Genomic DNA, 15,249 nt, shown 5'->3' with positions numbered 1-15,249 from the left:
TTGGTCTTCTATTCCGAGTAAAGTTCTAGTATCATTATCCATGGATATAGTCGCTTTCTTTCTTCTTGAAATGTGGTTGTGGATAGACAAAGCCTAGTGACTATGTCTATTTTTTTACGCAATTATTAGTTTACCATACATATTTATTTATACTATACGGTATAAAAAGCACATAAAAAATCCGTTGCCAGTAATCAAGATTGGTCTTGATTACCAACAACAGATATTATAGAGCCAAATAAAACGGTGTCCTAGTTAGCGAATATGGCTGACTGGAACACTGTTTTATTGTCGATTCTTGTAATCGTATGATATTTAGGGGATGAAGCCTTAAGCTATCGTATTCAAGGTTATTGGCGGAATTTGAAGATTCCAATAACTAAGACAGACATTAAGGATAAGGGGACAATAAGTTGCAAGGTTTTTAAAAACGCTTGATTTAAGTTGGCAGTTAATCGTTGCTGGATGCGACTAATACCAGTCCGTAGTTGTTGATTAGTCGATTGTACCTGTTGATCAATCGTGTGATTAACAGTGTTAGCCACAGTTGTCTGAATTTGTCGTTGCTGCGTCGCAGGAATTGCGGAGATAGGAATTTGATGCCGCATTGCCACTTTGACTAAGGTAGTCTGCGTATTTTTCCGAATCACTTGTTGCCGCTGATTATTTGAAACTGTGACGCCCTTAAAGGCAATGTGTTGGTTAACCTGACTGTTACTAGTAGTTGTTTGTTTGAATTTTCGAGTAAGCTTTTGGTTAGCTTGTTTTTTAACGGCTTTAGTCACAGCCAAACGATTGACTGTTTGATGGCTAAAGGTTAAAGTCTGATTTTTAGCAGTTTGAATATTATTACTTAGTAACGACATAAAGACAGCGATAGCTAGGATCATTCCGACTTGGCGTAAAACATTTGCAACACTTTGTGAATCAGTTAGTTTAATACCGTGAAAGTCGGCAACGACTAGAATGTTCGCTGTTGCGGCGACTAGGCCATAGCCCACACCCAAGCAAATTTCACCAAGATATAAGTTTGTATACTGGTTATTTACTGGTAGTTGTGTGATTAACCAATAACTTCCCGCAATTAGGGTAAAACCGCCACCCACTAATAGTTTGTTATTGACGCGCTTGACTAAAAGTGAGGCAAAAATCACTGATAACATGACTGCGATGGAATAAGGGGTTATGTTGAGTGCGGCACTCAACTCATCTTCACCATGTACTTTAGTTAATAAGGTAGGCATCAAAGCTGCAAAGGCTCCCAAGAAGAAGTTGCATAAGACTAATGCTAAACCTGAGCCATCAAAGTTACGACTTTTAAATAGTGAAAGATCAATCATCGGGGTTGCCGTATGGCGTTCACGACTAATAAAGCCAGCAAAAGCGACGACTGTGCCAATCGCTAAAGCCAAAATTGGTAATGAGTTCCAGCCCCAAGTGTAGCCCTTGATCAAAGCTAATGAGAGACAGAATAGCGTTGTCATAATTAAGCCAGCCCCGAGCATGTCAGTTTTAATTGACTGTGTGGCCTCATGTTTGAGTGGTAAAACTAGCATAAAGATAATAATATCCAAAATGACCAATGGCACATTCATTAAGAAAACCCAACGCCAACCAAAGTATTGCGCAACAAAGCCACCGAGACTTGGACCAAGTGCAACCGCTAGTCCTTGGACACCAGCCAGCACTGCAACAACTTTGTTGCGACTCGCTGGAGTGCTTAATTCCAACCCAATGACCATACTAGTTGGAATAATACTGGCTGCACCGATACTTTGAATTGCCCGACCAACCAGCATCCAAGCCAAATTGGTGGCATTACCGGTTAATAGTGACCCCAAACCAAAAACAATTAAGCCTAGAAACACCATTCGATTACGTCCAAATCGCACTGCGAGTCGGCCTAATGGAATAATCAGTGTTGCAAATAAAATCGTATAGATATTTAGTGCCCAAGATAGGTCAGTCAAATTCACATTAAAAGCGTTTTGAATTTTGGGCAAAACAATCGTCATAATTGAAACATCCATCATACAGAGTAAGTTACCAATTAATAAGACAGGTAAAACAGTCTTTAGTTTGTTCATTACAATGCCCCCAAGTGAAATTGAAAGTTGATGGTTTGCGCAAATCATGATTGTCACAGCTGTGACATTTCTTTCAATGCTTAGTATACTAAGCATTGAAAGAAAGTCGAGTGCTTTTCGATAAGTGCTACATATCGTTTAATCTGTGACAGGGGGGGAAAATATGGAAGGACATGCTAAGATTGCGCAACAATCACGAACTTGGATTATTGACGCATTTTTTGAACTATTGAGTGAACAAAGCTATGAGGCACTCACAGTTAAAGCGATTGCGGACCGGGCACAGCTTTCGCGGCGTACATTTTATCGTTTTTTTGAAGACAAGGCAGCAATTTTGGATTACTTAGGCCAACAATTTTTAGCAGACTACGCTAAAAAGTTGCAAGGACTTAATCCAGAGACAGTGACATTTGACGAAATTGTGGTGCTTTTTTTCCGTTTTATGTGGGATCGTCGATTGCAATTACGACTATTAATTCAGCAGAATCTTTTCATGCGCCAACTACCAAAGGCGATTACGAAGGCACCTAAACTCTACCAAAAATTTGAAGCACCATGGCATCATGCGCGTAGTGTTGATCAAGTTGAACTTTTGATGACATTTATGCTTGGCGGCTACTGGGGAGTGATCAACGGTTGGCTGGCACAAGAACAGCCAGCGCCACCAGAAGAAATGGCCAATAATCTGTTATTGACTTTGAAGAATAGATCACTTCGCGATAGCGTTGATTAACCTAAAAAATGTTACAAGAATCCAGTTGGACGCCTGTAACATTTTATCATCTGTCGATATTTTTTCAGTTATCGCGCGACGTTAATGTGCGAGTTCATAGCTTGTTTGTAAATATTGCAACAAGTCTTGATCGGCAACACTGCCATCCAAAATAATCGTGAACCAGTGTTGTTTGTTCATGTGGTAGCCAGGAAAATAAGTCTGATTGTCGATAAGCTGTTCCCGTTGCTTATCCGTTAAGCGAAAGTCCGTAATGGTGACAATTTCGTCGGAATCTAAGCCGAGCTTTCGTTTTGAGATTTTCATTAAGAGCGCATACCATTTTTTCGTGTCAGAGCGACGCCAGATGGCATTGTCAGGAAACTTTTTCCAAAGAAATTCGAGTTCATCACCGTAGTTTTTCCGAATCGTCTGAATCAAGAGGTGCGCCTGATCAGTTTGAAAAACATCGGTTTCAAAACAGTGTGTCGCGATGGCTTGCAGTGCTTCGGTATAAGCCTGACGAACTTGGGCGACAAAGTTTCCCGTATTACTGGCGGTCAGATGTAAGGTATAAGGTTGTTGTGTCTCATTGTCAATTAGTTCCGTGATCACAGTATTGGGAAGGGTGACAGTCACTGTCAGCGTGAAGGCTGCTGCCAATAATGGTTGCTGCTGAACAAACTGTTGCCCTCGTTTTTGAAAGCCAGCTTTTAATAATTTTTCAGCCTGAGCACGCTGATTTTTAAAAATCAATTCGGCAATATTATCCAAATTTTCATTCCTCCTAAAATAACGCTTTAGGTCTAGTTTAGTCGTTATGAGGGGCAATTTTCAATCAACTTTGACGAGATAAATTTAATTGTGTCTAAAATATTTACTTGACAAAAGTAAGTGGCAATCTCTATACTGAAACCATCTTATGAAATCGGAGAGACGTTTACATGCAACTTAATTCAACTAAAATGCAAATGATGATGTGCTGTCCATGTTGTGAACCTAACAACATGGCTATTTGCGTTGAATTACAAGCGTCTCTAGTGCATCAAATCTAACGAGAACGAGCTCAAAATCGTTATTTTTGAAACGCCTGCTTGGAATCTGACGAGATTCTAGGCAGGCGTTTTTTTGTTTCCGATCGGGGTAAGTTAGTCAAAAAATGAAATTAAAGGGGCGAAAAGGTTTGAAAAAGCGATCAGTGTTAGCAGTTATTTTTAGTTTATTATTAGTGACGGTGTTGGCAGCTTGTGGCAAGCAGAGCTCCGCAACGAGTGGTCATGGAAAATATGCGGCCAAGCAGGAATTGAATTTATCTTATCCAAGTACGCTAGATTCGATTGATATTTCTAAATCTTCCGGTTTTGGGACGACGGGAAATATTTTTGAAAGTTTGTATCGGTTAGGCAAAAATGGCAGTATTACACCTGGTCTGGCCAGCAAGACAACTGTTTCGAAAGACGGTCTAACGTATAAATTTACGATTCGTAATGCTAAATGGAGCGATGGTTCCGCGATCACTGCTCAAGATTTTGTCTATTCATGGCAACGAGCAGTGACCCCAAAAACGAAGTCACAGTATGCGTACTTGTTCTCGGGCGTCAAAAATGCGGATGAAATTGTTGCTGGTAAAAAAGATCCGAAAACATTAGGGGTCAAGGCGGAAGGCAAGCGGACATTTATCGTCACCCTTTCTACGCCAATCAAGTATTTCAAGAAGTTGATGACTTATCCATTATTTGGACCAGTGAGTGAAGCTGCCGTTAATAAGTGGGGGAGCAAGTACGCAACCAAGGCGCAATACATGCTCTATAGTGGGCCCTTCAAGTTAGTCGGTTGGACTGGCACGAACAATAGCTGGCAATTTGTTAAGAACGATCAGTATTGGGATAAGCAAGCCGTTCATTTAACTAAAATCAATTACACCGTTAATGAAAGCACAACAACGACACTCAATTTGTTCCAAGATAAAAAGTTAGATTTAACACAGCTTTCTAGTGAACAAGTCAAGAATTTGAAGCATAATGCGGATTACAAAACTTATCCGTACTCGATTACGCAATTCTTGTCTTACAATTTTAATGCTTCCGACAGCACGGTGAAGAAAGCATTAAATAATAAGGACATTCGGCAAGCAATCTCCTTGGCAATTAACCGGAAACAGTTAGTGACAAAGGTGATTGGCGATGATTCAAGTACTGCCAAAGGGGTAGTTGCCAAAGACTTGGCAAGTGATCCTAAGACTGGTAAAGATTTTGCCGACCAGGCTTACTTGAAAAATACGGTAACTTATAATCCAACTTTGGCTAAAAAATTGTGGGCTAAAGGGTTGAAAGAGACTGGCATTAAGAAGTTAACGTTACGGATGGTCTCATCGAATGAAGAACCGAACAAACCGGTTTCTCAATATTACAAAGGGCAGTTAGAAAAGGAACTTAGCGGATTAACCGTTGATTTGTCCAATATTCCCGCTTCCGTCATGAGTCAACGTCGCGAATCTGGTGACTTTGATATCTATCTCGGGATGTGGGGCGCGGACTTCAATGATCCGATTTCCTATTTACAGATTTTCAAGAAGGATAGCGGCTATAACTTTGGTAAGTACAGTAGCACGCAATACGATGCCTTGGTTGATAAAGCGTCTAATCAGGATGCCAACAATGCGGATGCGCGTTGGCAGGATATGATTGAAGCGGAACAAGTGTTGATGAAAGACCAAGCAATTGCGCCGGTCTATCAAACGGTCTACTCGTTCTTAGTCAATCCAAAGGTTAAAGGAATCATTCATAATACCGCTGGTACGCAATGGAGTTACAAATACACCTATATTGCAAAATAAGTGTTGAAGTTAAAAACGGCGTCGTGAAACCAATTTGGTTTCACGACGCTGTTTTTTTGCTGAGCACAACGCTTGCAGCTGATTATTGTTTAAAGATGAGCCTGAAAGACCAAAAATAGTTATAAATACTGTTATTGTGCTAAATAGACATAATCAATTGCGGCAATGGCGATTGCCATGATTAACCGATTGTAAGTCAATTGCCGGCTGTGAGCCGCTTCAGCGTCAATTAGCTCAAATGGCGATGTCGCTTGTTGACGTTGCCAGTAGTCACGACGATGGTGCATTTGTTGATGGCCTTGTGACCACATTAGCCAGATCCAAAGTAGCCAAATTAAGCCGGTTAAACTCAGTGTGATGAGTGGTAGTCCGAGGTCACTGAGCCAGGGGGTCAGGATAGTGTAACCAAAGACAAAAATCATGGCAGTGGCGGTACGTCTCAAAGATGTTGGCATTTTGGCAGCGTGATAGTAGCGTTTAAACAGACTGACGCGCTGAGTCCAAGTCAAATTAGACTGTTTCAAGGTATACGGCTGTCGGATAATCAATTGACCAGCTTCAAAGACGGCATATGCCAATGCAATGCCTAACACTAAAGGTGACGTCCAGATTTGAGTAAACATTTAAAGGCCTCGTGAGTCATTAGTTTTATATGCCATTAGTCGTCATGAGTTTCAGGTGAGCGCTTAGTGGCGATCGTTTTGAGCAAAAAAAGAGCCGACCAAAGTCAGCTCAATTCAAGACATTATTTCAAACTGTTGTTTTCCATGATATCATCGATCAAACCATAATCCTTAGCTTCTTGTGCAGTTAAGTAGTTATCACGCTCAGTATCGTGGTTCAACTTTTCAACTGATTGACCGGCGTTGTCTGCCAAAATTTGGTTGATCTTCTTACGAGTCTTCAAAATTTCTTCGGCAACAATTTCGATTTCAGTTTGTTGACCTTGAGCACCGCCAGATGGTTGGTGAATCAAGATTTCTGAGTTAGGTAAAGCAAACCGCTTGCCCTTAGTCCCGGATGATGCCAAAACACTGGCCATTGAGGCTGCCATTCCCATGACAATTGTTTGAACATCAGATTTGATGAAGTTCATCGTGTCATAGATGGCTAAACCAGCGGTAACGACCCCACCTGGTGAGTTGATATAAAGGTAGATGTCTTTATCAGAATCTTGGGCATCCAAGAAGAGTAATTGGGCAATGATTGCATTGGCCATATTGTCTTCAATGGGACCAGATAACATGATGATACGGTCCTTTAAAAGTCGAGAATAAATGTCATAAGCACGTTCACCACGTGATGACTGTTCGATAACTGTAGGCACTGGATACATAACTTGTTAGCCTCCTAAGGTTTCAATAGATTAATTAGCTGCTTGCTAATATAAATGTAGTTTACCGCTAAGGTCAGTAAAGGTCAAAAGAAAAACCTCAAAAACAAAATTCCGTTTTCGGTTGTTTCATGGTATACTTAGGCTTCTATCATATACGGCTTGAGATTGGGAGATCCCAATCTCTTTTTTTGTCAAAATTGATTAATAAATCGGTCAGTCACGTTGTCGGTCTATCGCCAGAATATGGTATGATGAAAGCGGTACATTTGTGAAGAACAAACGAAAAACGGTATAAAAAAAGCTGAGAACAATCTCAGCAACTGATGCGCCCGGAGGGAATCGAACCCCCATTTCAAGAACCGGAATCTTACGTGCGATCCATTACACTACGAGCGCCTAAACAACATATTATAGTTTAGCGGATTAAGGCTAAAAACACAAGGGTTATTAATAAAAATGTTTTTTGGGAGGAATGAGCGATGGCATTAGGACAAGGCTTTCGTCAGCAACAACGCCAGAGTCAAAAACTAGCCATGACACAACGATTACAACAGTCGATTCAGATGTTGCAATTTAATGTCGAGGAACTACGGGACTTTTTGACCCAAAAAGCCCTCGAAAATCCACTGATTGATGTCGATACAAATTGGAATGCCAATCATGCCAGTTTAAGCGCGGCCAAAAATGTCGCCACGCATGAAGACTTTATTGAACGCGTCTCAACGACGAATCAACATTCATTGTTTGAATATTTATTAGATCAGATTCATTTAACGATGCGCGATACTAAACTTCGCAAAATCGTCTTGGCACTGATTGCCTTTGTCGATGTGAATGGGTATTTGAAGGTGGACGATCAACAGATTATGGCGGAGACTAACGCCACACCGGTTGAATTATTGGATGCGATCACTTTGTTACAACAACTTGATCCACCTGGTGTCGGTGCACGTAGTTTACAACAAGCTTTAATGTTACAAACTGAGAATGATGAGAGTGCGCCAAATTTAGCCTACATTATATTAGAAGAAAACTTCAACGCTTTCGTCAATCGGCAATGGGCAATGTTGGCAAAACAATATCAAGTCGGTTTGGCGGATATTTCAAGTGTCTATGACTATGTCCGCACGCTGAGTCCCACACCGGGTGCGGCGATTGGTCAAGAAACGACGGGCTATATTTTTCCAGACTTGGTTGTGACGACTGTCGCTGGGCAACTTGCGCTAAAGACGGCCTCAATGGCACAACCGGTTGTGAAATTTAAAGGCAATTATTATCAACAAATGAGTCGTCACGATGATCAAGAGGTCACCGAGTATCTTAAAGAAAAGAAATCGGAATATGATTGGATTGCTAGCAGTTTGCAACAACGCGAAGCAACTATTTTCCGGGTTGGCACCGTAATTATTGAGCGACAAGCTGATTTCTTTTTGGAAAAATCAACTGAATTACAGCCATTACTGCTTAGAGATGTGGCACAACAGTTGAAAGTCCATGAATCAACGATTAGTCGAAGTATCAACGGGAAGTATATTCAAACTGACTTTGGGATGTTTGAATTAAAACGCTTCTTTACCAAGGCGGTCAGTAAACGTCCCACCGAATCAGGCAAATTAATCTCCACTGATACGGTGCAACATCGAATTGTGGCACTGATTGATCGCGAAAATAAAGAAAAACCGCTTTCAGACCAAAAAATAGTTCAGATTCTTAAGTCCGAAAATGTCGAACTTTCTCGGCGGACGGTGGCTAAATACCGTGAAAATCTTAACATTCCGTCTTCTTCTAAGCGAAAACAATATTTAAAACCCGAACAGTAACAATTGAGATAACTTTAAGCAGTCGGTTATAAGGGGGACGTTGTTCTGATTTGCAACGACCCCATGAACCTGTTATAATTCATGTTGTGGTAAGAGAGGTATGCAACGTCGATTTCGTAGTAAATTATGGTTGTGTGCTTTGTTTTTTGAAGTCTTTGGGTCGTTATTCGACATAGCTGGACTGAATCCGTCCCACTAGAGAGCAGGTTGAATGCCATGCATTCAGATATTCAATGGATTGAGGCAATTGCCCCAGACATGGTTGAAATGCTAAGTCGTCGTTACTTAGTATTGCGAACCATTAATTGGATGGCCCCAGTTGGACGTCGGTTATTAGCTCAAACGCTGGATGTTAGCGAACGGACGTTACGTACCGAGACAGATACGTTACGGAAGTTGGACTTGATTAGCGCTAACAAGTCAGGCATGCAAGTGACACAACAAGGGAAAGATGTTTTACTCGGGTTGAGTCAATTCATGGATGAGTTAATGGGAATTCGTCAGAAAGAACGACAATTGGCGCAACGTTTCAATATCAAACGTTGTATCATTGTTTCTGGTGATTCTGACCGACAGTTGAAAGTTATCGGGTCCATGGGTGAAGAAGTGAACCAACTCTTACAGCGCTTATTGCCTGAGGGTGAGAGCATCATTGCTGTAATGGGTGGGCATACCATGGAACATGTGGCAAATAACCTTACTAACAAACTTGCTAGTAAACGTGACTTGCTATTTGTTCCGGCGCGAGGTGGTGTTGGCGAATCCGTTGCGATTCAAGCCAATACGATCGCGTCACAAATGGCCGAACACACTGGTGGTAAATTCCGCTCGTTGTTCGTGCCAGAACAGGTCAGTGAACGAACTTATGAACCGCTCCTCAAGGAACCAAGTATCCAAGAGGTATTGGGGATTATTCGACAAGCTAACGTGGTGATTCACAGTGTCGGTGATGCTGTTTCAATGGCACATCGTCGTAACATGTCTGAGGATCAAATCAAAGTTTTGCGACAGCGTGAAGCTGTTGGCGAGGCTTTCGGTTATTTCTTCGATAAAGATGGCAACGTCGTTTATCGAATTCCACGAATTGGGTTGCAAATCGGAGAACTGGCTAATATGGAGATTATACTCGCAGTTGCGGGTGGTGCTTCTAAGGCTACCGCAATTGAGGCGTATATGAAAATCGCACCAAGTCGGACGTGTTTAATCACGGACGAAGGTGCCGCTAATCTGATTTTAAAAAAGTAGTTTTCTACTTTTTAAAATAAAAAATATTTTTATTTCCACAAGGAGGAAATTCTAGTATGTCTGTAAAAATTGGTATTAATGGTTTCGGACGTATCGGTCGTTTAGCATTCCGTCGTATCTTAGAACTTGGTGCAAAATCAAGTGATATCGAAGTTGTTGCTATTAACGATTTAACTTCACCTGCATTGTTGGCTCATCTTTTGAAGTATGACTCAACTCATGGTACTTTGGACGCTGACGTTTCAGCAACCGACGATTCAATCGTTGTTAACGGTAAGACTTACCGTGTTTATGCTGAACCTAAAGCACAAAATATTCCTTGGGTTAAGAACGATGGTGTTGACTTCGTTCTCGAATGTACTGGTTTCTACACATCAAAAGAAAAGTCACAAGCTCATTTGGACGCCGGCGCAAAACGTGTCTTAATTTCTGCACCAGCTGGTTCAGACTTGAAGACTATCGTTTACAACGTTAACGATGACATCTTAACTTCAGATGACCGTATCGTTTCTGCTGGTTCATGTACTACTAACTGCCTTGCACCACTTGCATTCTTTGAAAACAAAGAATTCGGTATCAAGGTTGGTACTATGACGACTATCCATGCTTACACTTCAACTCAAATGTTATTAGACGGCCCTGTACGTGGCGGTAACTTCCGTGCTGCACGTGCTGCAGGTGTAAACACTATTCCTCATTCAACTGGTGCTGCTAAAGCGCTTGGCTTAGTAATCCCTGAATTACAAGGCAAGTTACAAGGCCATGCACAACGTGTTGGTGTTGTTGACGGTTCATTAACTGAATTAGTTGCTATCTTAGACAAGAAAGTTACTGCTGACGAAGTTAATGCTGCTATCAAGAAGCATACTGAAGGTAACGAATCATTCGGTTACAACGCAGACGAAATCGTTTCATCTGACGTTATCGGTACGACTTTCGGCTCAATCTTCGATCCTACCCAAACTGAAGTTACTTCAGATGGCGAAAACCAATTGGTTAAGACTGTTGCTTGGTACGATAACGAATACGGCTTCACTTGCCAAATGGTACGTACTTTATTGAAGTTCGCTACTCTCTAATATAAATTAGTTTGTTAGAACTTTAAAACCGCATACGGTTTAAAACGGCGGGGGGAGGCAAACTCTCTCTGCCGTTTTTTTATACGAGTCACGAATTCTAGGAGGATTTTAACATTGGCTAAATTAATTGTTTCAGATTTAGATGTTAAAGATAAAAAAGTTTTAATTCGTGTCGACTTTAATGTTCCTATTAAAGACGGCAAGATTGGTGACGATAATCGTATCGTTGCTGCCTTACCAACGATCAAATATGTTAGCGAACATGATGGTAAAGCAATCTTGTTCTCTCACTTAGGTCGGATTAAGAGTGAAGACGATAAAAAAGGTTTGAGCTTACGTCCAGTTGCTGAACGTCTTTCAAACTTATTAAACAAGCCTGTAACCTTCGTTCCTGTTACTGAAGGCGAACAACTTGAAACTGCTATCAACAACATGAACGACGGTGATGTCTTAGTTGTTGAAAACACACGTTTCGAAGATGTTGTTAACGGTGAACAAGTTAAGCGCGAATCAGGTAATGATCCTGAATTGGGCAAGTACTGGGCCTCACTTGGCGATGTTTATGTCAACGACGCCTTTGGGACTGCGCATCGTCAACATGCTTCAAACGTTGGGATTGCCTCAAACATGGACAAGGTTGCCGCTGGTTTCTTAATGGAAAAGGAAATCAAGTTCTTAGGTAATGCTGTTGATAATCCAAAGCACCCATTCGTTGCTATTTTGGGTGGTGCTAAGGTTTCTGACAAGATCGGTGTGATCGATCACTTGATCGACAAAGCTGACAAGATCATCATCGGCGGTGGGATGACTTATACTTTCTATGCTGCTAAAGGCATGGGTATTGGTAACTCACTTGTTGAAAAAGACAAGATCGATTTAGCAAAATCAATCATCGAAAAGGCTGGCGACAAGTTAGTCTTACCTAGTGACTCTGTTGTTGCTGAAAAGTTTGACAACGATGTTCCTAGCAAGATTGTTGATGGGTCTATTCCTGATGGTTACATGGCTTTGGATATCGGTCCTAAGTCGATTGAAGAATTCAAAGACGTTTTACGCGACGCTAAGACCGTTGTATGGAACGGACCAATGGGTGTCTTCGAAATGAGCAACTATGCCAAGGGTACGCTTGAAGTTGGTAAGTTCTTAGGAACTTTATCTGACGCAACGACCATCGTTGGTGGTGGTGACTCAACTGCCGCAGTTAAGCAACTTGGTGTTGGCGACAAGTTAACCCATATCTCAACTGGTGGTGGCGCTTCACTTGAATACCTTGAAGGTAAGACTTTACCTGGTATCGCTGCTATTTCTGATAAATAATCTGTTCTCCGAAAGGAAGGTCTATCGTGCGTACACCTATTATTGCCGGTAACTGGAAAATGAACAAAACTGCTAGCGAAGCTTTAGCTTTCGTTAATGCAGTTAAGGATCAATTACCAGATCCTAACAAAGTTGAATCAGTCGTTGCTGCTCCAGCCCTTTTCTTACAAGAAATGATTGAAGCTGCTAAAGGTTCTGATTTGAAGATTGCTGCTGAAAATGCTTACTTTGAAGATGCTGGGGCCTTTACTGGTGAAATTTCACCAGCCGCTTTAGCTGATTTAGGCGTTGACTATGTTGTTATCGGTCATTCAGAACGTCGTGGCTATTTCCACGAAACTGATGAAGATATTAACAAGAAAGCTCATGCCATTTTCAAAAACAACATGTTACCAATCATTTGCTGTGGCGAAACTTTAGCACAACGTGAAGCCGGCGAAGCCGAATCATGGGTTTCAGGCCAAATCAAAGCTGCTTTGAAGGGCTTATCTGCTGACCAAGTTAGTTCATTAGTTCTTGCTTATGAACCAATCTGGGCCATCGGTACTGGTAAGACTGCTACTAGTGACCAAGCTGAAGAAATCTGTGCCGTTGTTCGTAAGACGGTTGCTGATCTCTATTCACAAACTGTTGCTGACAAAGTTCGTATTCAATACGGTGGTAGTGTAAAACCTGCTAACGTTGTTGATTTAATGAGCAAAGCTGACATCGATGGTGGATTAGTCGGTGGTGCTTCAATGCAACCTGACTCATTCTTGGAATTAGTTAACTACCAAAATAACTAATTATTATTGCAAGTTCAGTCACAACTTTCTATAATAGGGATGAACCTATTACAGCAAAATTAAGGAGAGAATTTAATGTCTATTATTACAGATATTTACGCTCGCGAAGTCTTAGACTCACGTGGCAACCCAACTGTCGAAGTTGAATTATATACTGAAAGCGGCGCTTTTGGTCGCGGTATCGTTCCTTCAGGTGCTTCAACTGGTGAACATGAAGCCGTTGAATTACGTGATGGTGACAAGAGCCGTTTCATGGGCAAAGGTGTTACTAAGGCCGTTGACAACGTTAACAAATTAATCGCCAAAGAAATCGTTGGCTATGATGTTACTGACCAACGTGCCATTGACCAAGCTATGATCAAATTAGACGGTACTCCAAACAAAGCTAAGTTAGGCGCTAACGCTATCTTAGGTGTTTCTATTGCTGCTGCACGTGCTGCTGCTGACGAACTTGAAATGCCTTTATACAACTATCTTGGCGGCTTCAATGCTCATGTCTTACCAGCACCAATGATGAACGTTATCAATGGTGGGGCCCACGCCAACAACGACGTTGACTTCCAAGAATTCATGATCATGCCTGTTGGTGCTTCATCAGTTAAAGAAGCTATTCGGATGGGTTCAGAAACTTTCCATAATTTGAAAGCTATCTTAAACGAACGCGGTTACTCAACTGCCGTTGGTGATGAAGGTGGTTTTGCTCCTGACTTGAAGAATAACGAAGAACCATTCGAAATCTTAATTGAAGCTATCGAACGTGCCGGCTACAAGCCAGGCAAGGATATCTCAATTGCCTTCGACTGTGCTGCTTCTGAATTCTACAACGAAGAAACTGGCAAGTATGACTTAAAGGGTGAAGGCGAAAATGGGAAATCATTTACTGCTGAAGAATTCGTTGACTTACTTGACAGCATCGTTGACAAGTACCCAATTATTTCCATCGAAGATCCTTTGGATGAAAACAACTGGGAAGACTGGCAAATGGCTACTGAAAAGCTTGGCAAGAAAGTTCAAATCGTTGGTGATGACTTGTTCGTTACTAACACTGACTACCTTGCTAAGGGGATCAAGATGGGCGTTGCTAACGCTATCTTAATCAAGGTTAACCAAATTGGTACTTTGACTGAAACTGTTGAAGCTATCGAAATGGCTAAGCAAGCTGGCTACACTGCCATCGTTTCACATCGTTCTGGTGAAACTGAAGACACTACCATTGCTGACTTAGTTGTCGCAATGAACGCTGGCCAAATCAAGACTGGTTCAATGAGCCGTACTGAACGGATTGCTAAATACAATCAATTAATGCGGATCGAAGACCAACTTGAAAGCACTTCAGAATACAAGGGTCTTGCTGGTTTCTATAACTTAAGCGAAGACGCTCGTAACACCATTGCTAACAAGTAATAGGTAATTGTTGGAAAGAGTTCCTCTTAGGAGGGGCTCTTTTTATAACCTTAAAATTCAGCTTTCTGAACTAAAATGGCAAATAAAAAAGCTACCAGCTGACTGATAACTTAGTGACTATGTACAGGCGATTTAAACATCAAGGGAACAAGAAGCATCTCGTAAGTTCATATCCAGTCTAGGCCGTTCTAATCGCAATGTCAACGCTTACAATTAGTGAGCGGCTACACAAGCGCTGGCTAAGCTGATTGGACATGGCTTTGGCACGATTGAATTATCTTTTTTGATGAATTCATTTGGAAAAACGAGTGCTTTTTGGCATTTAAAAACACATAAAAAAAGTTTTAACTTAATTTATGAACAAAGAATGACCTATTGACGGGCTTAGCCTGTTTTGCTCATTAATGCACTTACGACGCGGTTTGGACGAGCTTGTGACTATCGTTTGACTTATCTTTTGGCTAGGTTGTATGATGTGTTTGTCAACGAGGGAGATAACGAATCGCCCAACTGACAAATGTCAAAATATCGTAAATTTATATGGCATTCGTTGAGTCAGAGAAGTCTGGGCGGTGTTTTCAACTAATTGGAAGCGCTTACTAATTGAGGCATCCGATTTGACAACACA

12 protein-coding genes and 1 tRNA gene are annotated in these 15,249 nt (G+C 41.4%); 8 read left to right on the top strand and 5 right to left on the bottom strand.

The features are described 5' to 3' along the window. Nucleotides 1-350: 350 nt before the first annotated feature. Nucleotides 351-2,087 carry an MFS transporter gene (locus FFM74_RS07745; protein ID WP_137626054.1) on the bottom strand — a complete coding sequence of 579 codons (1,737 nt, stop codon included), beginning with the start codon at nucleotides 2,085-2,087 and terminating at the stop codon, nucleotides 351-353. Between the two features lie 163 nt (nucleotides 2,088-2,250). On the opposite strand from FFM74_RS07745, the gene FFM74_RS07740 reads away from it, so the two are divergent. Continuing rightward, complete coding sequence (locus tag FFM74_RS07740; RefSeq protein ID WP_137626053.1) at nucleotides 2,251-2,820, top strand: TetR/AcrR family transcriptional regulator; 570 nt, start codon at nucleotides 2,251-2,253, stop codon at nucleotides 2,818-2,820. Between the two features lie 81 nt (nucleotides 2,821-2,901). Here the strand turns inward: FFM74_RS07740 and FFM74_RS07735 are convergent, their stop codons facing one another. Continuing rightward, nucleotides 2,902-3,573, bottom strand: coding sequence for an MmcQ/YjbR family DNA-binding protein (locus tag FFM74_RS07735; RefSeq protein WP_171000681.1), 672 nt, complete (start codon nucleotides 3,571-3,573; stop codon nucleotides 2,902-2,904). Nucleotides 3,574-3,982: 409 nt separating this feature from the next. On the opposite strand from FFM74_RS07735, the gene FFM74_RS07730 reads away from it, so the two are divergent. Next, entirely contained in the window at nucleotides 3,983-5,635 is a 1,653-nt protein-coding gene (locus FFM74_RS07730) for a peptide ABC transporter substrate-binding protein (RefSeq protein WP_137626051.1), read from the top strand. A gap of 131 nt (nucleotides 5,636-5,766) precedes the next feature. Here the strand turns inward: FFM74_RS07730 and FFM74_RS07725 are convergent, their stop codons facing one another. The 3 genes from FFM74_RS07725 to FFM74_RS07715 form a co-directional block, all read right to left on the bottom strand. Then, on the bottom strand, nucleotides 5,767-6,258 hold the full coding sequence (locus tag FFM74_RS07725) for a hypothetical protein (protein ID WP_137626050.1): 492 nt from the start codon (nucleotides 6,256-6,258) through the stop codon (nucleotides 5,767-5,769). A gap of 122 nt (nucleotides 6,259-6,380) precedes the next feature. Continuing rightward, complete coding sequence (gene clpP, locus FFM74_RS07720) at nucleotides 6,381-6,971, bottom strand: ATP-dependent Clp endopeptidase proteolytic subunit ClpP (protein WP_137606239.1); 591 nt, start codon at nucleotides 6,969-6,971, stop codon at nucleotides 6,381-6,383. Nucleotides 6,972-7,295: 324 nt separating this feature from the next. After that, nucleotides 7,296-7,367 (bottom strand) — tRNA-Arg (locus FFM74_RS07715). 83 nt (nucleotides 7,368-7,450) lie between these two features. On the opposite strand from FFM74_RS07715, the gene rpoN reads away from it, so the two are divergent. The 6 genes from rpoN to eno all read left to right on the top strand — a co-directional run bounded on the left by rpoN (nucleotide 7,451) and on the right by eno (nucleotide 14,621). Continuing rightward, on the top strand, nucleotides 7,451-8,791 hold the full coding sequence (gene rpoN, locus FFM74_RS07710) for an RNA polymerase factor sigma-54 (protein ID WP_137626049.1): 1,341 nt from the start codon (nucleotides 7,451-7,453) through the stop codon (nucleotides 8,789-8,791). A 216-nt stretch (nucleotides 8,792-9,007) separates the two neighbouring features. Next, nucleotides 9,008-10,036, top strand: coding sequence for a sugar-binding transcriptional regulator (locus FFM74_RS07705; RefSeq protein WP_137626048.1), 1,029 nt, complete (start codon nucleotides 9,008-9,010; stop codon nucleotides 10,034-10,036). Between the two features lie 56 nt (nucleotides 10,037-10,092). Beyond that, nucleotides 10,093-11,115 (top strand): type I glyceraldehyde-3-phosphate dehydrogenase, encoded by a 1,023-nt coding sequence (gene gap, locus FFM74_RS07700; protein WP_137626047.1) that lies wholly within the window; start codon nucleotides 10,093-10,095, stop codon nucleotides 11,113-11,115. Between the two features lie 114 nt (nucleotides 11,116-11,229). Continuing rightward, entirely contained in the window at nucleotides 11,230-12,432 is a 1,203-nt protein-coding gene (locus FFM74_RS07695) for a phosphoglycerate kinase (RefSeq protein ID WP_137606235.1), read from the top strand. Between the two features lie 26 nt (nucleotides 12,433-12,458). After that, nucleotides 12,459-13,217, top strand: a complete 759-nt coding sequence (tpiA, locus tag FFM74_RS07690) for a triose-phosphate isomerase (protein ID WP_137626046.1) — start codon at nucleotides 12,459-12,461, stop codon at nucleotides 13,215-13,217. Nucleotides 13,218-13,292: 75 nt separating this feature from the next. Then, nucleotides 13,293-14,621, top strand: coding sequence for a phosphopyruvate hydratase (gene eno, locus FFM74_RS07685; protein WP_137626045.1), 1,329 nt, complete (start codon nucleotides 13,293-13,295; stop codon nucleotides 14,619-14,621). Nucleotides 14,622-15,249: the final 628 nt, after the last annotated feature.

The organism is Lactiplantibacillus pingfangensis, assembly GCF_005404945.1.
Lineage (GTDB): Bacteria > Bacillota > Bacilli > Lactobacillales > Lactobacillaceae > Lactiplantibacillus > Lactiplantibacillus pingfangensis.
This window is presented reverse-complemented; position numbering and strand designations above follow the sequence as displayed.